Source organism: Pseudomonas oryzihabitans, assembly GCF_014522265.1.
GTDB classification, from domain to species: Bacteria; Pseudomonadota; Gammaproteobacteria; order Pseudomonadales; family Pseudomonadaceae; genus Chryseomonas; species Chryseomonas aestiva.
Genome location: NZ_CP017024.1, coordinates 257,050 through 275,773 on the forward strand (window position 1 = coordinate 257,050; position 18,724 = coordinate 275,773).

Genomic DNA, 18,724 nt, shown 5'->3' on the forward strand with positions numbered 1-18,724 from the left:
TCACCGATAGGGAAGCATCTATGGCTCCAAGCAGACAGGTCATCAACGCTCAGGTCAGCCCCAAGGGCAGCCTGGAGACCCTTTCCCAGCGCGAGGTCCAGCAGCTCAGCGCCGCCGGCTCGGGCAACCTCTACCAGCTCTTTCGCCAGTGCGCCCTGGCCATCCTCAACACCGGCGCCCACAGCGACAACGCCAAGACCATCCTCGAGGCCTACCAGGACTTCGAGATCCGCATCCATCAGCAGGACCGCGGCGTACGCCTGGAACTGATCAACGCCCCGGCCGACGCCTTCGTCGACGGCGAGATGATCGCCAGCACCCGCGAGATGCTGTTCAGCGCCCTGCGCGACATCGTCTACACCGAGAGCGAACAGAGCAGCCTGCGCATCGATCTGGAAAGCTCCGAGGGCATCACCGACTACGTCTTCCACCTGCTGCGCAACGCCCGCACCCTGCGCGCGGGCGTCGAGCCGAAGATGGTGGTGTGCTGGGGTGGTCACTCCATCAGCACCGAGGAATACAAGTACACCAAGAAGGTCGGTCACGAACTCGGCCTGCGCAGCCTGGACATCTGCACCGGCTGCGGCCCGGGCGTGATGAAGGGGCCGATGAAGGGCGCCACCATCGCCCACGCCAAGCAGCGCCTGCAGGGCGGTCGCTACCTGGGCCTTACCGAGCCAGGCATCATCGCCGCCGAGGCGCCCAATCCCATCGTCAACGAACTGGTGATCCTGCCCGACATCGAGAAGCGCCTGGAGGCCTTCGTCCGCGCGGGCCACGGCATCATCATCTTCCCGGGCGGCGCTGGCACGGCGGAGGAGTTCCTCTACCTGCTGGGCATCCTCATGCACCCGGACAACCAGGACATCCCCTTCCCGGTGGTGCTCACCGGGCCGCAGAGCGCCGCGCCCTACCTGGAGCAGCTGCACGCCTTCATCGGCGCCACCCTGGGCGAAGCCGCCCAGCGCCACTATCAGATCGTGGTCAACGATCCGGTCGAGGTGGCCCGGCAGATGGCCCAGGGCCTCAAGGCGGTCAAGCAATTCCGTCGCGAGCGCCACGACGCCTTCCACTTCAACTGGCTGCTGCGCATCGAGGAAAGCTTCCAGCGTCCCTTCGATCCCACCCACGAGAACATGGCCGCGCTGCAGCTGACCCATGCCGTGCCGCCCCATGAGCTGGCCGCCAACCTGCGCCGCGCCTTTTCCGGCATTGTCGCCGGCAACGTCAAGGCCAAGGGCATCCAGCTGATCGAGGAGCGCGGGCCCTACGAGATCCATGGCGATCCCGACATCATGCGTCCGCTGGATCGGCTGCTGCAGGCCTTCGTCGAGCAGCACCGCATGAAGCTGCCGGGCGGCGCGGCCTACGAGCCCTGCTACCGGGTGGTCAGCTGAATCCTTTCACGTCGGCCCTTTTTGGCCGGTTTCCCGCTTCCGTGACCGTTCGTCAGCACCCTGTTCGACGAACGGTCATCATGCTAGCCAGGTGATATCAAAAAGTCGCTAGCTAGCTATCCAGAGCGCTTCCCTGACCTGCGTCTGCCGGGTGGCGAAGTGACTTTTCCGCTTCAAAAACACCTCGCGCGCTAACTGCATGACGCTGGCCTCAAGCCCCTCTTCACCACGCCGATAGGGCAAGGCAAGCTAACCTCAGAGCGCAGGTTGCCGTGGTGAAACCTACCCGGACGGAGATCCCGCCGGGCCGTCTTCATCCAGCCGCGCCAGACTTCCTGCCGAGGCCACGGAATGAACAATTGGCTGGGACTCGACTTCCTTGTCGCCCCTCTTGCCCAGGAGCAGGTGCACCTGCACGGCCAGCATGATGGCTGGCTGGTGACGCTCGCCTATCTCGTCGCGGTCAGTGCCTGCTACGTCACCCTGGTGTTCGCCGAGCGCATCGGCCAGACCCGTACCCTGGCGCGGCGGCGTGCCTGGAGTCTGATGGGCGCCCTGAGCTTTGGCTTTGGCGTCTGGGGCATGCACTTCATCGCCATGCTGGCCTTCACCGTGCCCACCCGGGTGCACTACGACCTCTTCATCACCGTGGCCTCGCTGCTGATCGTGGTGCTGGCCGGACTCATGGCCATGCCCGCCCTCAGTCAGCCCGACCTCACCCTGGGTCAGCGGCTCAAGGCCGGCACGGTGCTGAGCCTGGGCATCGTGCTCATGCACTACACCGGCATGGCCGCGGTACATACCGAGGCGGTGGTGCTCTATCGCCCGCTGCCCTTCCTGTTGTCGATCGGCATCGCCGTAGGGGCCAGCTTCGCCGCCCTGCAACTGATCCAGATCTTTCGCCGCCACTACACCGGCATCTATCGCTGGCTGCGCATCGCCACCGCCCTGGTGATGGGCCTGGCGATCGCCGCCATGCATTTCACCGGCATGTGGTCCATGGTGCTGATCGCCCCCGCCGAGACCGAAAGCACCCTGCAAGGCGCCAGCAATTCCTGGCAGCTCGGCGTCGGCATCGCCATCATCGCCCTGCTCCTGGGGATCGGCGGCCTTGGCGCGGCCTGGGCGGATCGCCAGCTGCAGCGCAAGGAAAACGACCTGGAGCGGGTCAATTCCCTGGTCGGCCAGCTCGACGAAGCCCGCGCTTCGCTGCAACAGGCGGCGCACTACGATCCCCTCACCGACCTACACAATCGCCGCGCCTTCAACCAGGCCTTCGCCGAGATCCTCGAACGCCACGCCCAGCAGGGGCGCAGCCTGGGGGTGATGTTTCTCGACATCGATCACTTCAAGCGCATCAACGACAGCCTCGGCCACGACGCTGGCGACCAGCTGCTGGTGGCCATGGCCAGGATCATTCGCGACGCGGTGCGCGAAGGCGATCTGGTGGCCCGCTTCGGCGGCGACGAATTCTGCATCCTCGCCAGCCTCGCCGGCCCCGAGGAAGCCCGGCACCTGGCCCAGCGCATCCTGGAGCGGCTGCGCAATCCGGTCACCATCGGCAACCGCACCCTGGTGATGACCACCAGCATCGGCATCAGCCTCTATCCCCGCGACGGCGGCTGCTGCGAAGAACTGCTCAAGAGCGCGGATCTCGCGCTCTATCTGTCCAAGGGCAATGGCCGCAACACCTACAGCTTCTTCGACGAGACCCTGCGCGAGAAGATCTCGCTGCAACTGGAGCTGGAAGCCGAATTGCGCGAGGCGCTGGTCGAGGAACGCGGCCTGCAGCTCTACTACCAACCGATCCTCGACGTCGCCAGCGGCCAGCTGGACAAGGCCGAAGCCCTGATCCGCTGGGATCATCCGCGCCTGGGCATGCTGGCGCCCAACTGCTTTCTCGGCGTGGCCGAGGCCAACGGCTTCATCGAGGAGCTGGACGCCTGGGTGCTCAAGCGCGCCTGCCAAGACCTGGCCGAGCTGAGCGCCGCCGGCCTGGCGGACCTGCGCATCGCGGTGAATTGCTCGGCGCTCAGCCTGAGCAACGACGCCCTGCCCGGGCAGATCGCCTGGCGCCTGGACGACCACCAGCTATCGCCGCGACGGCTGGAGCTGGAGGTCACCGAGAACGCCCTGGTCAAGAACGTCCAGCCCACCGCCGAATTGCTGCAGCGCATCCGCGACCTGGGCGTGACGGTGTCCATCGACGACTTCGGCACCGGTTACTCCTCGCTGGCCTATCTCAAGCGCCTGCCGATCGACACCGTGAAGATCGATCGCTCCTTCGTCACCGGGCTGGCCGAGGGCAATGCCGATCACCAGATCGTCCAGGCCATCATCGGCATGGCCCGACCGCTCAAGCTCAAGGTCACCGCCGAGGGCGTCGAACACCTGGAGCAGCTACGGCTGCTGTGCGCCCTGGGCTGCGACTTCATCCAGGGCTACCACATCAGCCGCCCGGTGCCCCTGGCCCAGGTGCCCGAGGTGATCGCCCGCTATGCCAGCGGGGTCTGTCCGTTGCAGGCCCAGGCAGAAGCCCAGGCGGAAGCGGATGCCGACGCCCTGGCCCTGGCCAAGGCGCTCGGCTAGCCGCGGCGATAACGCAGCCAGACGCTGCCGTCGTCCTGGGCTTCGGCCGCGTCCAGCTTGAGGTAGAGCGGCTGTTGCCAGGCCTGCTCGGCGATCTCGAAGGAGGCCGGATGGGCACCGCGGCCATCCACCAGCGGGATGATCAGCACGCTGATCTCGTCCACCAGGCCGGCGGCGACAAAGGAGCCGCTGACGTGGGGGCCGCCCTCCACCACCAGGCGCTCGATGCCCAGTTCGGCGTTCAGCAGCTCCAGCACGGCGCTCAGATCCAGTTCGTCCTTGCCGCCGAAGACATAGGAGGCGTCGATGTTCTGCAGGTGCGTCAGGTAGTCGTCGCTGACCCCTTCGGTGAGCACTGCCACCACATGGGAATCCAGGGCCTCATTCTTCTTCCAGGCCACCTTGCCCTGGGGATCGATGGCGATGGCGTACTTCGCGGCGTCGCGCCGGGCGAAATGGTGGGTACGCGGGATGGGCGCCTGGGCGACGCCGGTGGGATAGCCCTCGCCGTGGGCGATCTCTTCCATGGTCACCCGGCCACAGGCCCAGGCGTCGAATTCGAAGCGCTCGGCCAGGCGCTCGTAGGTGGCATCGGCCTGTTTCTTGACAGCGCGGTCCCAGCCGTCGGTGAGGGCGTGACCGTCGACCGACGACATCATATGGCAGATCACATAGGGCTTCATGGGGGCTCCCGGCAATGGCGTGTCGCCATGACACGCCTTGCAGCAACCGACCGGTCCGGCGCCGGGGGAGTTCAGCCCACCGGGCCGCGGAAACGAAAAACCCGCCGGAGGGCGGGTTTTCGGGGAGCCGGGTCGCGTTACTTCTCGACGAAGGCGCGCTCGATCAGGTAGTCGCCCGGATCGCCCATGCGCGGCGAGATGGTCAGGCCGAATTCGTTCAGCACGGCGCTGGTCTCGTCCAGCATGCTCGGGCTGCCGCAGATCATGGCGCGGTCGTCCTGCGGATTGATCGGCGGCAGGCCGATGTCCGCGAACAGCTTGCCGCTGCGCATCAGGTCGGTCTGACGACCCTGGTTGCGGAATTCCTCGCGGGTGACCAGGGGGTAGTAGACCAGCTTCTCGCGGACCAGGTCGCCGATGAATTCGTGCTCCGGCAGGGTCTTGGTGATGAAGTCGGCGTAGGCCAGTTCGTTCACGTAGCGCACGCCGTGGACCAGGATCACCTTCTCGAAGCGCTCGTAGGTCTCCGGATCCTGGATGGTGCTCAGGAAGGGCGCCATGCCGGTGCCGGTGCTCAGCAGGTAGAGGTGCTTGGCGGGCTTCAAGTCACTGAGGATCAGGGTGCCGGTGGGCTTGCGGCTGACCATCAGGTTGTCGCCTTCCTTGAGGTGCTGCAGGCGCGAGGTCAGGGGGCCGTCCGGTACCTTGATGCTGAAGAACTCCAGGTGCTCTTCATAGTTGGGGCTGGCGATGCTGTAGGCACGCATCAGCGGACGACCGCCTTCGGTCTCCAGGCCGATCATCACGAACTGACCGTTCTCGAAACGCAGGCCCGCATTGCGGGTGGTCTTGAAGCTGAACAGGGTTTCGTTCCAGTGATGAACGCTCAGGACGCGCTCGGTGTACAGGTTGCTCATCGATGACTCCAGGAAAAATCGGTACAGCCCGGGGCTGGATAGAAATTGCGCGACAGTTTATAGAGGGGGAAAATATCCGTGAAATGAATAATTCGAATATAGGTTATCCAAAAGGCAGATATGAGATTTACGTTGCGTCAACTCGAGGTCTTCGTCGCCGTGGCCCGCCAGGAAAGCGTTTCCCGGGCGGCCGAGGCGCTCAGTCTGTCGCAGTCGGCCACCAGTACCGCCCTCGGCGAACTGGAACGGCAATTCGACTGCCGGGTGTTCGACCGCGCCGGCAAGCGTTTGACACTCAACGCCCTGGGCCGCCAGTTGCTGCCCAAGGCGGTGGCCCTGCTTGATCGCAGCGCCGAGGTGGAAAACCTGCTGCGCGGCAAGACCGGCTTCGGCTCCCTGGAGGTCGGCGCGACCCTTACCATCGGCAACTACCTGGCCACCCTGCTGCTGGGCGACTTCATGCAGCGCCATCCCGACTGCCGGGTGCGGCTGCACGTGCACAACACCGCCAGCGTGGTGCAGCGCATCGCCAACCATGACATCGACCTCGGCCTGATCGAGGGCGACTGCCAGCATCCGGATCTGGAGGTGCAACCCTGGATCGAGGACGAACTGGTGGCGTTCTGCGCGCCCGGACACGCCCTGGCAGGCAGACAGGCCGCCCAGGCCGAGCTGGAAGCCCAGGCCTGGATCCTGCGCGAACAGGGCTCCGGCACCCGCCTGACCTTCGACCAGGCCATGCGGCACCATGCCCAGCCACTGGACGTGCGCCTGGAACTGGAACACACCGAGGCCATCCTGCGCGCGGTGGAGTCGGGGCTGGGCATCGGCTGCCTGTCGCGGCTGGCGCTGCGCGATGCCTTCGCCCGCGGCACCCTGGTGCCCATCGCGACGCCGACCCTGGATCTGCGTCGCCAGTTCTGCTTCATCTGGCACAAGCAGAAGTACCAGACCGGGGCCATGGTCGAATTCCTCGACCTCTGTCGCCAACTGACCCTGGGCCTGAGCCGCAGCGATCAGATCGACACCGCGCGGCCCCGTCCCGGACGCTAGCGGCTGGCGCCGGTCCGCCTACTGGCCCTGGTAGAGGCGGCGATTCTCCAGCTCCCGCTGCTCGTGGCGGCGGTGGGCGCGCAGCGCCAGCAGGGCCAGGATGCCGATCACCAGGCGATAGCCCTGGGAATAGAGATCCAGCTCGGCGGTGGCCGACTCGCCCAGCACGCCGCTGATCAGCCGCACCACGAACAGCGTCAGCTGCACGAAGGCCACCAGCAGCAGGCCGGCCGACAGCCATTCCGCTCGGCGAAAGGCCAGCACGGCGAACAGCGCCAGGGCGAATTGCATGCCGCCGTACCAGACCCGCGCCTCGGCCACCGACGCCGAATCCATCAGTACCATGCCGCGGGCATTGGCCATCTCGTAGGGATAGAACCAATGCGCCAGGGCGAGGCCAAACCAGACCAGGGCCTGCAGACCCAACACCAGACGTGCGAAGCGAAGCTCGGACATTCCCCGTTTCTCCTTGGGGCTAGGGACGAATGACAGCCGCTCCAGTGTAGCCAGCGCCGGGAGCGATCTGCACTGCCGATGCAGACCGCCACAGGCGGGTTAGGGTTCGCCGGAAGGGCTGGGGTAAGCTGCAGGCCTCCACCCTTCCGGCTCCTGCCCGAGCCCGTCGCCCGAGAGATCGCCATGCCCGCCGCCCTGCCCGCCCAGCCGCCGCTGGTGCTGTCCATCCAGTCCCATGTCGCCTACGGCCACGTCGGCAATGCCGCCGCCACCCTGCCACTGCAGCTGCTCGGCCTGCAGCCGGTGGTGGTCAACACGGTGCAATTCTCCAATCACACCGGCTACGGCGAATTCAAGGGCCAGGTCTTTCCGCCCGAGCATATCCACGACGTGCTCGACGGCCTGCGCGCCCGCGGCGTGCTGGAGCGCTGCGTGGCGGTGCTCTCCGGCTACCTGGGCGACGCCGCCATCGGCGAGGTGATCCTCGGCGTGGTGCAGGAGATCCGCCGTCAGCGCGGCGACTTGCAGTATCTCTGCGATCCGGTGATGGGCGACGTCGGCCGCGGCATCTTCGTCCGCCCCGGCATCCCCGACTTCCTGCGCCGCCGCGCCATCGAACAGGCCAGCCTGATCACTCCCAACCAGTACGAATTCGAGCTGCTGCACGGCCAGCCACTGGCCGACACCGCCGACGCCGTGAACGCCGCCCGGCTGCTGCTCGGTCGTCGCGGCCAACCGGGCCCTACGACCATCGTCATCACCAGCCTGCGCACCCCGGACCTGCCCACCGACGTCCTCAGCACCCTGGTGGTGGAGGCGGCGGATGCCTGGCTGGTGCAGACGCCCTACCTGGACCTGCAGCCGCTGCCCAATGGCATGGGCGACGTCTTCTCCGCGGTGCTGCTGGGCCAGTTGCTCAACGGCCAGTCCACACCCGCCGCGGCGTCCCATGCGGTCAGCGCCCTCTACGCCCTGGTCGCCCGCACCGGCCCCGGCAGCCGCGACCTGCCGCTGATCGCCGCCCGCGAGCAAATCGTGCGGCCAGGCGAATTGTTCGAAGCGCAGCGGCTGGCGTAGGTTGGGTTGGTCGCCAGCGAAGCCCAACGGGGCCAGGCGCTGTTGGGCTTCGACGATGGGGCTGTTTCAACCCAACCTACGGGTTCGCTTTGCCTCTTCTCCCCCTGGGAGAGGGCTGGGGTGAGGGTAACCCCTGAACGCGTGGAAAACGCTGCGCGGTTTTCCACCCTACCCGCCTGTTGGGCTTCGACGGTGGAGCTGTCTCAACCCAACCTACGGGTGCGCTTTGCCCCTCTCCCCCTGGGAGAGGGCTGGGGTGAGGGTAACCCTGAACGCGTGGCAAACGCTGCGCGGTTTTCCACCCTACCCGCCTGTTGGGCTTTGACGATGGAGCTGTCTCAACCCAACCTACGGGTGCGCTTTGCCTCTTCTCCCCCTGGGAGAGGGCTGGGGTGAGGGAAAGCCGTCATGCCTGAGCCATTGAACGCGTGGAAAACGCTGCGCGGTTTTCCACCCTACCCGCCTGTTGGGCTTCGACGGTGGAGCTGTCTCAGCCCAACCTACGGGTCCGCTTCGCCCCCTCTCCCCCTGGGAGAGGGTTGGGGTGAGGGAAAGCCCGGCTACCGCCCCTCACGACGACTGCAGATGCCGCTCGCGCTGCTCCTGGCGCTCCTTGGCTTCCACGCTGAGGGTCGCGGTGGGTCTCAGCAGCAGGCGGGCAAGGCCTATGGGTTCGCCGCTCTCCTCGCACCAGCCGTAGTCGTCGCGGGCCAGGCGCTCCAGGGCTTCGTCGATCTTGTCCAGCAGCTTCTTTTCCCGTTCCAGCTGGCGCAGTTGCCACTGGCGTTCCCGCTCGGCATTGCCGACATCGGCCGGATCGCCGTGGGTGTCCAGGCCGCGCAGGTCCTCCACCTGCTCGTCGATCAGGCGTTGCAGGTCGCCACGCTGGGTCAGCAGCAGTCGACGAAAGAATTCCCGCTGGACCTCGCTCATATAGTCCTCGGCAGGTTGTGCCAGGAGTTCTTCAGGGGTCATGAGGCAGCCCTCCATCCGTAAATGTTATATTATAACACTTATTAATGGCTCTAGCCTGCATCTGCCAGCCGTAGAACCCATCACAAAAATTCCGTAGTGCCTCCGTCAAAACCACTACACAACGGCAAAAGCCTGTGCGAAAGTAGCGTCACAACCTGTATGACAACCTTACAACCACATAAGCAGGTCTCCATGTTCGCCAAGGTTCCCGCCAATGTGCTGAGCGACAGCGTCGCTCAGCAGCTGCTGGACAAGATCGAAGCCGGCGTCTTCGCCCCCGGCAGCAAGATTCCCAGCGAAGCCCTGCTCTCCGAAGCCTTCGGCGTCAGCCGCACCGTGGTGCGCGAGGCCATCTCGCGGCTGAAGAACGAAGGCGTGCTGCAGCCCCAGCAGGGGCGCGGCATCTTCGTCACGGCCCACGCCAGCATCCGCCCGCTGCGCATCGACGCCGACGAAGCCAGCCTGCCCGGCAGCGTCTTCCACCTGCTGGACCTGCGGCGCGCCATCGAGGCCGAGATCGCCTCAGAAGCCGCCATCAACCGCAGCGAGACCGATCTGGTGGCCATCGACGAGGCCCTGGCCGCCATCGACGAAGAGGTCGCCGACGGCCATGACGGGGTCCGGGCCGACGTGGCCTTCCATCGCACCATCGCCCAGGCCACCGGCAATCCCTACTTCATCAGGACCCTGGAATTCGTCAGCCAGTACCTGGAGACGGCCACGCGCATCACCCGCACCAACGAGGCGCGGCGCGAGGACTTCTCCCGCCAGGTGCACGAAGAACACCAGGCCATCGTCGCCGCCATTCGCCTCGGCGATCCCCTGGCCGCCGCCAACGCCGCCCGCCAGCACATCTACAACGCCGCCCGCCGCCTGCGGCAGGCCGGCTTCGCCTGACCTTTTTACGGAGAACAACAAGATGCAAGACAACGTCGGTGTCATCGGCCTCGGGGCCATGGGTCTGGGCGTCGCCCGTTCGCTGCTGCGGGCCGGCTTCGCCGTGCATGCCTGTGACGTGCGCGCCAGCGTGCTGGAAAGCTTCGCCAGCGAAGGCGGCGTAGCCTGCACCTCGCCTGCGGCCCTGGCCGACAGCTGCGACATCCTCATCACCGTGGTGGTCAATGCCGAGCAGACCGAAGCCGTGCTGTTCGGTGAAGGCGCCGCCGCCTCTGCCCTGCGGCCGGGCAGCCTGGTGATCGCCTGCGCCACCGTGGCCCCGGCCTACGCCGTCGAGCTGGGCGAGCGCCTGGCCCAGCGCGGCATCCTGCTGCTGGACGCCCCGCTCTCCGGGGGCGCCGCCAAGGCCGCCAGTGGCGAGATGACCATGATGACCTCCGGCACCGCGGAAGCCTATGCCAAGGGCGAGGCGGTACTGGCCGCCATGGCCGGCAAGGTCTATCGCCTGGGCGATGCGCCCGGCCAGGGTTCCAAGGTCAAGATCATCAACCAGCTCTTGGCCGGGGTGCATATCGCCGCCTCCGCCGAGGCCATGGCCCTGGGCCTGCGCGAAGGCGTCGATCCGGACGCCCTCTACGAGGTCATCACCCACAGCGCCGGCAACTCCTGGATGTTCGAGAATCGCGTACCGCACATCCTCAAGGCCGACTACACCCCGTTGTCCGCCGTGGACATCTTCGTCAAGGACCTGGGCCTGGTGCTGGATACCGCGCGCACCTCGAAATTCCCGCTGCCGCTGTCGGCCACCGCCCACCAGATGTTCATGCAGGCCTCCACCGCCGGCTACGGTCGTGAAGACGACTCGGCGGTGATCAAGATCTTCCCGGGCATCGAGCTGCCCAAGGCCGCGGAGTGAACCCCATGAGCCAGACCGAGACCCGCCCGCTGCTGGGCTGCATCGCCGACGACTTCACCGGCGCCACCGATCTCGCCAACATGCTGGTGCGTGGCGGCATGCGCACCGTGCAGGTGATCGGCGTGCCCGCGGCCGACGCCGAACTGGACGCCGCCGACGCCGTGGTAGTGGCGCTGAAATCCCGCACCACGCCGGCGGCCGAGGCGGTGAACGAATCCCTGGCCGCCCTCGCCTGGCTGCGCCAGCGCGGCTGCCGGCAATTCTTCTTCAAGTACTGCTCGACCTTCGATTCCACTGCCGCAGGCAACATCGGCCCGGTAGCCGAGGCCCTGCAGGAGGCACTGGACTGCGATTTCACCCTGGCCTGCCCGGCCTTCCCGGAAACCGGGCGCACCCTGTTCCGCGGCCACCTGTTCGTGCAGGACCAGCTGCTCAGCGAGTCCGGCATGCAGCACCACCCGCTGACGCCCATGGGCGACGCCAACCTGGTGCGGGTGCTGCAGGCGCAGAGCCGCGGCAAGGTAGGGCTGCTGCGCTACGATCAGGTCGCCAGGGGCCCCGAGGCCGTGCGCGCAGCCATCGCCGAATTGCGTACTTCGGGTCATCGCCTGGCCATCGCCGATGCCCTGTCCGACGCCGATCTGCACACCCTGGGCGCGGCCTGTGCCGAGCTGCCCCTGGTCACCGGTGGCTCGGGCATCGCCCAGGGCCTGCCGGAGAATTTCCGCCGCGCCGGCCTGCTCCAGGCCCATGACGCTGCCGCCCTGGCGCTGCCCGCCGGTGGCGAAGCCGTGCTGGCCGGCAGCGCTTCCCAGGCCACCAATGGCCAGGTCGCCGCCTGGCTGGAAGCCGGTCGCCCGGCTCTGCGCCTGGACCCGCTGGCCCTGGCCCGGGGTGACGACTCCATCGACGCCGCCCTTGCCTGGGCGCGTGAGCAGGGCCAGGCCGTACTGATCTATGCCACCAGTCCCGCCGACGAGGTCAAGGCCATCCAGCGCGAGCTGGGCGTTGCGCGCGCCGGTGAACTGGTGGAACGCGCCCTCGGCCTGATCGCCCGCGGCCTGTTCGACAGCGGCGTACGCCGTCTGGTGGTGGCCGGTGGCGAAACCTCCGGCGCCGTGGTCCAGGCCCTGGGCGTACAGGCCCTGCGCATCGGCGCCCAGATCGATCCGGGCGTGCCGGCCACCCTCGGCCAGGTGCAGGGCGAACCCCTGGCCCTGGCGCTCAAGTCCGGCAACTTCGGCAGCCGCGACTTCTTCGCCAAGGCGTTGCGCCAGCTGGCAGGAGAGCAGGCATGAGCGTCGAAGCCCGTCTGCGCGAAGAGATCTGCACTGTCGGCGCCAGCCTCTATGCCCGCGGCTACACCGTGGGCAGCGCCGGCAACATCAGCGCCCGCCTGGAAGACGGCTGGCTGATCACCCCCACCGATGCCTGCCTCGGTCGCCTCGATCCGGCGGCCATCGCCAAGGTCGGCCTGGAAGGCGACTGGGTCTCCGGCGACAAGCCGTCCAAGACCCTGGCCCTGCATCGCCAGGTCTACGACCGCAATCCCGGCGTGGGCGGCGTGGTGCATACCCACTCCACCCACCTGGTGGCCCTGACCCTGGCCGGCGTCTGGCGCCCGGACGACATCCTGCCACCCATCACCCCCTACCAGGTGATGAAGGTCGGCCATATCCCGCTGATTCCCTATGCCCGCCCCGGCGCCGCCAGCGTCGCCGAGCAGGTGGCGCAACTGGCCAACCGGGTAAGGGGCGTGATGCTCGAACGCCTCGGTCCGGTGGTCTGGGAAAGCAGCGTGAGCAAGGCCAGCTTCGCCCTGGAGGAGCTGGAAGAAACCGCGCGGCTGTGGCTGCTCAGCGAGCCGCGCCCGGCGCCGCTCGATGCCGCCGCCCTGGCCGAACTGGCGGAGACCTTCGGCGCCGTCTGGTGACCTGAAGCCCGCGCTACCGCAACACCCCCACGATGGCCCTCGCCGGCCGTCGCGGGATCGGCTTGCCCTGGAAAAACAACAATAGCGAGGAAAGTGCCATGTCCCCCGTCGTCAGCCCTACCCGCCCGGAGTCCCGCTCATGAGTCCGTTGCTGCTGGTCCTCATCGCCGCGGCGGGCATCGCCCTGCTGCTGTTCCTGGTTCTCAAGTACAAATTCCAGCCCTTCGTGGCGCTGATGCTGGTGAGCATCCTGGTGGCCCTGGCCGCTGGCGTGGAACCGTCCAAGCTGGTCGCCACCATCGAAGGCGGCATGGGCAAGATCCTCGGCCACATCGCCATCATCATCGCCCTGGGCGCCATGATCGGCCGCATCATCGAACTCTCCGGCGGCGCCGAGGCCCTGGCCAAGACGCTGATCGAGCGCTTCGGCAACAGACGTACACCGCTGGCCCTGACCCTGGCCGGCTTCCTGGTCGGCATCCCGGTGTTCTTCGAAGTCGGCGTGATCGTGCTGATGCCGTTGGCCTATGGCATCGCCCGCACCGCGCGCAAGCCGCTGATCGTCTTCGCCCTGCCGATGTGCGCCACCATGCTCACGGTGCACGCCATGCTGCCGCCCCACCCGGGCGCCGTGGCCGCCGCCGGCCAGCTGGGCGCCGATCTGGGTCGGGTGCTGCTGTTCGGCCTGCCGATCACCGCCGTGCTGGCCCTGATCGGCTGGTGGGTGGCCGGGCGCATGACCCGTCGTCACTACCCCATGACCGACGACATCCGCAGCGACGTCTATGGTCCGCAGATCACCGACACCCACCTGCAGCAATGGGGCCGCGGCCAGGACATGGCCCCCGGCCTGCCCAGCCTCGGCGCCGCCGCGGTCAAGGTCGACGAGACCCCGGCCGGCCTCGCCGCCGGCCTGCCGCCCGCCCCGGCCCCCGGCTTCGGCCTGGTGGTGACCCTGATCCTGCTGCCCATCGTGCTGATCCTGCTGGGCACCCTGGCCACCAGCTGGCTACCGGCCGGCAACCTGCTGCGCGACATCTTCACCGTGATTGGCGCGCCCCTGGTGGCGCTGCTGATCGACACCCTGCTGTGCGCCTATGTGCTGGGTTTCCGCCGCGGCTGGTCGCGCGAACAGGTCTCGGACGTCATCGGCTCGGCGCTGCCCGGCGTGGCCATGGTCATCCTCATCGCCGGTGCCGGCGGCGTCTTCGGCAAGGTGCTGGTGGACACCGGTATCGGCGCGGTGGTCTCGGAGCTGCTGCGCGCCACCGGCCTGCCGGTGCTGGCGCTGGGCTTCGTGCTGACCCTGCTGCTGCGCGCGGTCCAGGGTTCCACCACCGTGGCCCTGGTCACCACCGCCGGCATCCTCGGCCCGCTGATCGCCACCCTGGACCTCTCGGCCAACCACATGGCCCTGCTCTGCCTGGCCATGGGCGCCGGTGGTCTGGCCGTGTCGCACATCAACGACGCCGGCTACTGGATCTTCACCAAGCTGGTCGGCCTGAGCGTCGCCGACGGCTTGCGTACCTGGACCGTCCTGACCACCCTGCTGGGGTGCCTGGGCTTCGCCATCACCCTGCTGCTCTGGCCCTTCGTCTGATCTGGGAGACAAGCCATGCCCCGTTTCGCCGCCAACCTCAGCATGCTCTACCCCGAGCATGCCTTCCTCGACCGCTTCGCCGCCGCCGCGGCGGATGGCTTCCAGGCCGTGGAATACCTCTTTCCTTATGAGCACACCGCCGCCGAGATCAAGACACGCCTGGACGCCGCGGGCCTGACCCAGGTGCTGTTCAACGCCCCGCCCGGTGACTGGGCCGCGGGTGAACGTGGCCTGGCCGCCCTGCCCGGTCGCGAAGCCGAATGCCGCGCCGGCATCGACCGCGCCCTGGACTACGCCGCCGTGCTGGGCAATCGTCTGGTGCATGTGATGGCCGGCCTGCTGCCCGCCGGAGTCGACCGGGCCCGCGCCCGCGACACCTACCTGGGCAACCTGGCCCATGCCGCCGAACAGGCGGCCAAGGCCGGGGTGACGATTCTCATCGAGCCGATCAACCCGCGCGACATGCCCGGCTATTTCCTCAATCGCCAGGACGACGCCCAGGCCATCCGCCAGACCATAGGCGCTGACAATCTGAAGGTGCAGTTCGACTGCTACCACTGCCAGATCGTCGAGGGCGACGTCAGCAAGACCTTCGAGCGCGACTTCGCCGGCATCGGCCACGTGCAGATCGCCGGGGTACCCGATCGCCACGAACCGGATCTGGGCGAGCTGCACTATCCCTATCTGTTCGAGCGCTTCGACGCCCTCGGCTACGACGGCTGGATCGGCTGCGAATACCGTCCGCGGGGCGATACCTCGGCGGGGTTGGAGTGGTTGCGCAAGCTCAGGGCCTGAGTCCCTGTTGGGCTTCGACGATAGAGCCGTCTCAGCCCAACCTACGATCAGGTTTGTAGGGTGGACAACGGCGCAGCCTTGTCCACCGTCAGGCACCTAGGCCCGGTGGAAAACGCTGTGCGGTTGTCCACCCTTGTATCTCGACGACAGCCTCCTCAGGGGGCATAGTCCCCGGCTGATCATCGGGGAGGATGGCAGGCCGTGTCCACCCTTAAGCCTTTGAGCTTGCAACGTAGATAGGCTGCCTCCTCCACACCCATCCCCGAGTCCGAACGGTATCTAGAGCCTCCAGAGCTCGTATTGCACAAGGTTGGACGGGATGACGTGATCGTGTCGCATCTGAAGGAGGAGACATCATGGCCGTAATCGGTGTTGATATCGCCAAGCGCAGCTTCGATCTGGCGGTCCTGCAATCCAATGGCAAGCACCGGACCAAGGGCAAGCTGAGCAATGATCCGTCAGGCTTCGCGGTCTTTGCCGACTGGCTGCAACAGCATGCCGAGCCAGGCGCTTGGATCGTGATGGAGGCCACGGGCACCTATCACGAAGCGCTCGCCGAGCATTTCCATGCGCTGGGCTACCGAATCGCCGTGCTCAATCCGGCACAGATCGCTCGCTATGCGCAAAGCCAGTTGCAGCGCAGCAAGACGGACAAACTCGACGCCAAGCTGATCGCCACCTATGGCCAGCGGCATGAAGACAGCCTGCGGGCCTGGCACCCCGAGCCTGTGTCCATCCGCACGCTTCGCGCGCTGACCCGGCGCCTGGAGGATCTCCAATCGCTACGGCAGATGGAACTCAATCGGCTCGAGGTCAGCCCGGAAAAAGTCCAAAACTCGATCCAGGCGGTCGTGCAGCGGCTCGATGAGCAGATCGCCTGGACGCTCGAACAGATCAAACGGCATATCGACGATGACCCGGACCTGAGCGGCAAACGTGATCTGCTGGTGAGCATAGACGGCATCGCCGACAAGACCGCCGCCCTGATCCTGGCGGAGCTCGGCGATATCGGTCGCTTCGCCGATGCCCGCGCCGTGACCGCCTTTGCCGGTTTGAACCCACGCCTACAGGAATCAGGTCTTTACCGCGGCCATACCGGCATCTCGCGCATGGGATCGGTCCGCTTACGAAGTGCGCTATACCTACCCGCCGTCGTGGCGCTGACCTACAACCCGGCTATCAAGGCGCAAGCCGAGCGTCTGAAAACCAGGGGGAAGAAAGGTAAACAAACCGTCTGCGCCGCCATGCGCAAGCTGCTGACCATCGCCTATGGCGTGCTCAAATCAGGCAAGCCTTTCGACCCTGCTTTAGCGATTGCACACTGAGGGGCGAAGACGGTATCTACGGGGCTATCGCGGACCGCCATGGCCGCGCTAAAAACGCTCGCCCCTACACCTCCACCACCGCCAACGGCTGCCCCAGGCGTCGGCGGAATTCCTCCAGGAAGGCCGGGGCGAAGGCCCGCGCCGGCCAGTGGTTGAAGATGAAGCCCAGGTCGGAAAAGGCGCAGGGCTGGGGGAAATCGAAGCCGTTGATGTCGTCTTCGTGAGCGCATTCCGGGCAGGCGAAGTTGTCGCTTTCCGCCGGCATCCAGACTTCCAGGTGCTCGAACAGCGCCTCGCCAATCTCGCGGCGGCAGGCGGGGCAGCGGGCGCGACCCTCGAAGCCGGCCAGCGGGGTGAAGATGCAGCGTTCGGTGACGATCTCCAGGCCGCCGTCGGCGAAGTCGCGCGGATCGTCCATGCCTGGCGCCAGGCGCAGCACCTCGGTCAGTCGCGGCCCCGGCGCATGGCCACGCCGGCCGCGACTGGGCAGGCAGGGCGAGGCCTCGGCCCTGACCACGCCGCTGGCGGCGAGCCAGCCAAGAATCTCCACGGCGGTGCGCTCCACCCGCGGATGGCTGGAAATGCGGGGAGCGAGGATGGTCTGGCGCAGGGTCATGGAACACGCGTCTCGAAGGAAGGGGCGCGCAGCTTAATGGGCTGCTCGCCGCGCGCCCAGAGCTGCTAAGGTGAGGCCGACGAAAGCCACAGAAAGCGCCCCATGTTCAAGGATCCCTTCGCCCGCCTCGGTCTCGATCGCGAGGTGCTCAGCGTCAGCCAGCTCAACAGCCGCGCCCGGGTGCTGCTGGAAGATGTCTTCGCCCAGGTCTGGGTCGAGGGCGAGATCTCCAACCTGGCCAAGCCCGCCTCGGGCCACCTCTATTTCACCTTGAAGGACGGCCAGGCCCAGGTGCGTTGCGCGCTGTTCCGCCAGCACGCCAGCCGGGTGCGCCAGGCGCTACGCGACGGCCTGGCGGTCAAGGTGCGCGGCAAGGTCTCGCTGTTCGAAGGCCGCGGTGACTACCAGCTGATTCTCGACAGCGTCGAGCCGGCCGGCGACGGCGCCCTGCGCCTGGCCTTCGAGGCGCTCAAGGAGCGCCTCGCCGCCGAAGGACTGTTCGCCGCCGAACGCAAGCGCGCACTGCCCGCCCATCCGCAGCGCATCGGCATCGTCTCCTCGCCCACCGGCGCGGTGATCCGCGACATCGTCAGCGTGTTCAAGCGACGGGCGCCCCAGGTCGAACTGACGCTGATCCCCACCGCGGTGCAGGGCCGCGAGGCCACCGCCCAGATCGTCCGCGCCCTGCAACTGGCCGATCGCCAGGGCTTCGATGCGCTGATACTGGCGCGCGGCGGCGGCTCCCTGGAAGACCTCTGGTGCTTCAACGAAGAACCCGTGGCCCGCGCCCTGGCCGCCTGCCAGACCCCGGTAGTGAGCGCCGTGGGGCACGAGACCGATGTCTCCATCGCCGACTTCGTCGCCGATGTCCGCGCCCCTACCCCGTCGGCGGCGGCGGAATTGCTCGCCCCCCACAGCGCCGACCTGCGCCAGCGCCTGGACGGCGTGCATCGCCAACTGCTCTTGCGCATGCGCGAACGGCTGGCCCGCGAACGGCTGCGCCTGGACGCCTGCAGCCGGCGCCTGCGGCATCCAGGCGAGCGCCTGCGCCAGCAGGCCCAACGGCTGGACGATCTGGATCTACGCCTGCGCCGCGCCTATGTCATCGCCCAGAATCGCCGTCGCGATCGCCTGGCGCACCTGGACACCCGGCTGGCCGGCCAGCATCCCGGGCGCCAGCTGGCCCTGCTGCGCCAACGGCTGGAGCAACTGGCCGAACGCCTGCCGCGGGTCATGCAGCGGCAGCTGAAGGAGCGTCAGCAGCGCCTGGCCGGTACCGTCCAGACCCTGCAGATCGTCAGCCCCCTGGCCACCCTGGGTCGCGGCTACAGCATCCTGCTCGACGAACGCGGTCACGCCGTGCGTGCCGCCGCCGAGGTCGCCAATGGGCAGAAGCTCACTGCCCGGCTCGCCGAGGGTGAATTGGCGGTGCGGGTACTGGACAATCACCAGGAACCCACCACTCTGTCTCTGTTGGACTAATCGGTCCAACCCG

General features: G+C 67.2%; 17 protein-coding genes. 12 read left to right on the forward strand and 5 right to left on the reverse strand.

Annotated elements, in window-relative coordinates; genetic code table 11:
* The first annotated feature begins 20 nt into the window (after positions 1 to 20).
* Positions 21 to 1,397 carry a nucleotide 5'-monophosphate nucleosidase PpnN gene (ppnN, locus tag BGI51_RS01225; protein ID WP_187980071.1) on the forward strand — a complete coding sequence of 459 codons (1,377 nt, stop codon included), beginning with the start codon at positions 21 to 23 and terminating at the stop codon, positions 1,395 to 1,397.
* A 351-nt stretch (positions 1,398 to 1,748) separates the two neighbouring features.
* Positions 1,749 to 3,986 (forward strand): putative bifunctional diguanylate cyclase/phosphodiesterase, encoded by a 2,238-nt coding sequence (locus BGI51_RS01230; RefSeq protein WP_187980072.1) that lies wholly within the window; start codon positions 1,749 to 1,751, stop codon positions 3,984 to 3,986.
* On the opposite strand, the gene BGI51_RS01235 is transcribed toward BGI51_RS01230, so the two are convergent.
* Complete coding sequence (locus BGI51_RS01235) at positions 3,983 to 4,669, reverse strand: dihydrofolate reductase family protein (protein WP_187980073.1); 687 nt, start codon at positions 4,667 to 4,669, stop codon at positions 3,983 to 3,985. The two genes, BGI51_RS01230 and BGI51_RS01235, sit on opposite strands and share 4 nt — an antisense overlap.
* Before the next feature lie 137 nt (positions 4,670 to 4,806).
* Positions 4,807 to 5,586, reverse strand: coding sequence for a ferredoxin-NADP reductase (gene fpr, locus BGI51_RS01240; protein WP_187980074.1), 780 nt, complete (start codon positions 5,584 to 5,586; stop codon positions 4,807 to 4,809).
* Positions 5,587 to 5,706: 120 nt separating this feature from the next.
* On the opposite strand from fpr, the gene BGI51_RS01245 reads away from it, so the two are divergent.
* Positions 5,707 to 6,639 (forward strand): LysR family transcriptional regulator, encoded by a 933-nt coding sequence (locus BGI51_RS01245; protein ID WP_187980075.1) that lies wholly within the window; start codon positions 5,707 to 5,709, stop codon positions 6,637 to 6,639.
* An 18-nt stretch (positions 6,640 to 6,657) separates the two neighbouring features.
* Here the strand turns inward: BGI51_RS01245 and BGI51_RS01250 are convergent, their stop codons facing one another.
* Complete coding sequence (locus BGI51_RS01250) at positions 6,658 to 7,095, reverse strand: DUF4345 family protein (protein ID WP_133863180.1); 438 nt, start codon at positions 7,093 to 7,095, stop codon at positions 6,658 to 6,660.
* Positions 7,096 to 7,278: 183 nt separating this feature from the next.
* On the opposite strand from BGI51_RS01250, the gene pdxY reads away from it, so the two are divergent.
* Complete coding sequence (gene pdxY / locus BGI51_RS01255; protein ID WP_187980076.1) at positions 7,279 to 8,172, forward strand: pyridoxal kinase PdxY; 894 nt, start codon at positions 7,279 to 7,281, stop codon at positions 8,170 to 8,172.
* Between the two features lie 570 nt (positions 8,173 to 8,742).
* Here the strand turns inward: pdxY and dksA are convergent.
* Positions 8,743 to 9,147 carry an RNA polymerase-binding protein DksA gene (dksA, locus tag BGI51_RS01260; RefSeq protein WP_187980077.1) on the reverse strand — a complete coding sequence of 135 codons (405 nt, stop codon included), beginning with the start codon at positions 9,145 to 9,147 and terminating at the stop codon, positions 8,743 to 8,745.
* Between the two features lie 192 nt (positions 9,148 to 9,339).
* On the opposite strand from dksA, the gene BGI51_RS01265 reads away from it, so the two are divergent.
* The 7 genes from BGI51_RS01265 to BGI51_RS01295 all read left to right on the forward strand — a co-directional run bounded on the left by BGI51_RS01265 (position 9,340) and on the right by BGI51_RS01295 (position 16,613).
* The gene (locus BGI51_RS01265) at positions 9,340 to 10,044 is read left to right on the forward strand and encodes a FadR/GntR family transcriptional regulator (RefSeq protein ID WP_044341678.1); all 705 of its coding nucleotides are present in this window, start codon (positions 9,340 to 9,342) and stop codon (positions 10,042 to 10,044) included.
* A 22-nt stretch (positions 10,045 to 10,066) separates the two neighbouring features.
* Positions 10,067 to 10,960, forward strand: coding sequence for an L-threonate dehydrogenase (gene ltnD, locus BGI51_RS01270; RefSeq protein WP_187980078.1), 894 nt, complete (start codon positions 10,067 to 10,069; stop codon positions 10,958 to 10,960).
* A gap of 5 nt (positions 10,961 to 10,965) precedes the next feature.
* Complete coding sequence (gene otnK, locus BGI51_RS01275) at positions 10,966 to 12,258, forward strand: 3-oxo-tetronate kinase (protein ID WP_187980079.1); 1,293 nt, start codon at positions 10,966 to 10,968, stop codon at positions 12,256 to 12,258.
* Positions 12,255 to 12,893 (forward strand): 3-oxo-tetronate 4-phosphate decarboxylase, encoded by a 639-nt coding sequence (gene otnC / locus BGI51_RS01280; RefSeq protein WP_187980080.1) that lies wholly within the window; start codon positions 12,255 to 12,257, stop codon positions 12,891 to 12,893. Before otnK ends, otnC begins: the two co-directional genes overlap by 4 nt.
* Positions 12,894 to 13,032: 139 nt before the next feature.
* On the forward strand, positions 13,033 to 14,493 hold the full coding sequence (locus BGI51_RS01285) for a GntT/GntP/DsdX family permease (RefSeq protein ID WP_133863186.1): 1,461 nt from the start codon (positions 13,033 to 13,035) through the stop codon (positions 14,491 to 14,493).
* Positions 14,494 to 14,508: 15 nt separating this feature from the next.
* Complete coding sequence (otnI, locus tag BGI51_RS01290; RefSeq protein WP_187980081.1) at positions 14,509 to 15,288, forward strand: 2-oxo-tetronate isomerase; 780 nt, start codon at positions 14,509 to 14,511, stop codon at positions 15,286 to 15,288.
* 356 nt (positions 15,289 to 15,644) lie between these two features.
* Positions 15,645 to 16,613 (forward strand): IS110 family transposase, encoded by a 969-nt coding sequence (locus BGI51_RS01295; protein WP_252977185.1) that lies wholly within the window; start codon positions 15,645 to 15,647, stop codon positions 16,611 to 16,613.
* A 64-nt stretch (positions 16,614 to 16,677) separates the two neighbouring features.
* Here the strand turns inward: BGI51_RS01295 and BGI51_RS01300 are convergent, their stop codons facing one another.
* Positions 16,678 to 17,229, reverse strand: coding sequence for a sugar ABC transporter ATPase (locus BGI51_RS01300; protein WP_158892809.1), 552 nt, complete (start codon positions 17,227 to 17,229; stop codon positions 16,678 to 16,680).
* Between the two features lie 102 nt (positions 17,230 to 17,331).
* Here BGI51_RS01300 and xseA point away from each other — a divergent pair, with 102 nt between their 5' ends.
* Positions 17,332 to 18,711 carry an exodeoxyribonuclease VII large subunit gene (gene xseA, locus BGI51_RS01305; protein WP_187980082.1) on the forward strand — a complete coding sequence of 460 codons (1,380 nt, stop codon included), beginning with the start codon at positions 17,332 to 17,334 and terminating at the stop codon, positions 18,709 to 18,711.
* Positions 18,712 to 18,724 lie beyond the last annotated feature (13 nt).

Excerpts from the sequence above, each read along its gene's own strand:
- ppnN (WP_187980071.1), top strand. The coding sequence starts at position 21 with ATGGCTCCAAGCAGACAGGTCATCAACGCTCAGGTCAGCCCCAAGGGC.
- BGI51_RS01230 (WP_187980072.1), top strand. The coding sequence starts at position 1,749 with ATGAACAATTGGCTGGGACTCGACTTCCTTGTCGCCCCTCTTGCCCAG.
- BGI51_RS01235 (WP_187980073.1), bottom strand. The coding sequence starts at position 4,669 with ATGAAGCCCTATGTGATCTGCCATATGATGTCGTCGGTCGACGGTCAC.
- fpr (WP_187980074.1), bottom strand. The coding sequence starts at position 5,586 with ATGAGCAACCTGTACACCGAGCGCGTCCTGAGCGTTCATCACTGGAAC.
- BGI51_RS01245 (WP_187980075.1), top strand. The coding sequence starts at position 5,707 with ATGAGATTTACGTTGCGTCAACTCGAGGTCTTCGTCGCCGTGGCCCGC.
- BGI51_RS01250 (WP_133863180.1), bottom strand. The coding sequence starts at position 7,095 with ATGTCCGAGCTTCGCTTCGCACGTCTGGTGTTGGGTCTGCAGGCCCTG.
- pdxY (WP_187980076.1), top strand. The coding sequence starts at position 7,279 with ATGCCCGCCGCCCTGCCCGCCCAGCCGCCGCTGGTGCTGTCCATCCAG.
- dksA (WP_187980077.1), bottom strand. The coding sequence starts at position 9,147 with ATGACCCCTGAAGAACTCCTGGCACAACCTGCCGAGGACTATATGAGC.
- BGI51_RS01265 (WP_044341678.1), top strand. The coding sequence starts at position 9,340 with ATGTTCGCCAAGGTTCCCGCCAATGTGCTGAGCGACAGCGTCGCTCAG.
- ltnD (WP_187980078.1), top strand. The coding sequence starts at position 10,067 with ATGCAAGACAACGTCGGTGTCATCGGCCTCGGGGCCATGGGTCTGGGC.
- otnK (WP_187980079.1), top strand. The coding sequence starts at position 10,966 with ATGAGCCAGACCGAGACCCGCCCGCTGCTGGGCTGCATCGCCGACGAC.
- otnC (WP_187980080.1), top strand. The coding sequence starts at position 12,255 with ATGAGCGTCGAAGCCCGTCTGCGCGAAGAGATCTGCACTGTCGGCGCC.
- BGI51_RS01285 (WP_133863186.1), top strand. The coding sequence starts at position 13,033 with ATGAGTCCGTTGCTGCTGGTCCTCATCGCCGCGGCGGGCATCGCCCTG.
- otnI (WP_187980081.1), top strand. The coding sequence starts at position 14,509 with ATGCCCCGTTTCGCCGCCAACCTCAGCATGCTCTACCCCGAGCATGCC.
- BGI51_RS01295 (WP_252977185.1), top strand. The coding sequence starts at position 15,645 with ATGGCCGTAATCGGTGTTGATATCGCCAAGCGCAGCTTCGATCTGGCG.
- BGI51_RS01300 (WP_158892809.1), bottom strand. The coding sequence starts at position 17,229 with ATGACCCTGCGCCAGACCATCCTCGCTCCCCGCATTTCCAGCCATCCG.
- xseA (WP_187980082.1), top strand. The coding sequence starts at position 17,332 with ATGTTCAAGGATCCCTTCGCCCGCCTCGGTCTCGATCGCGAGGTGCTC.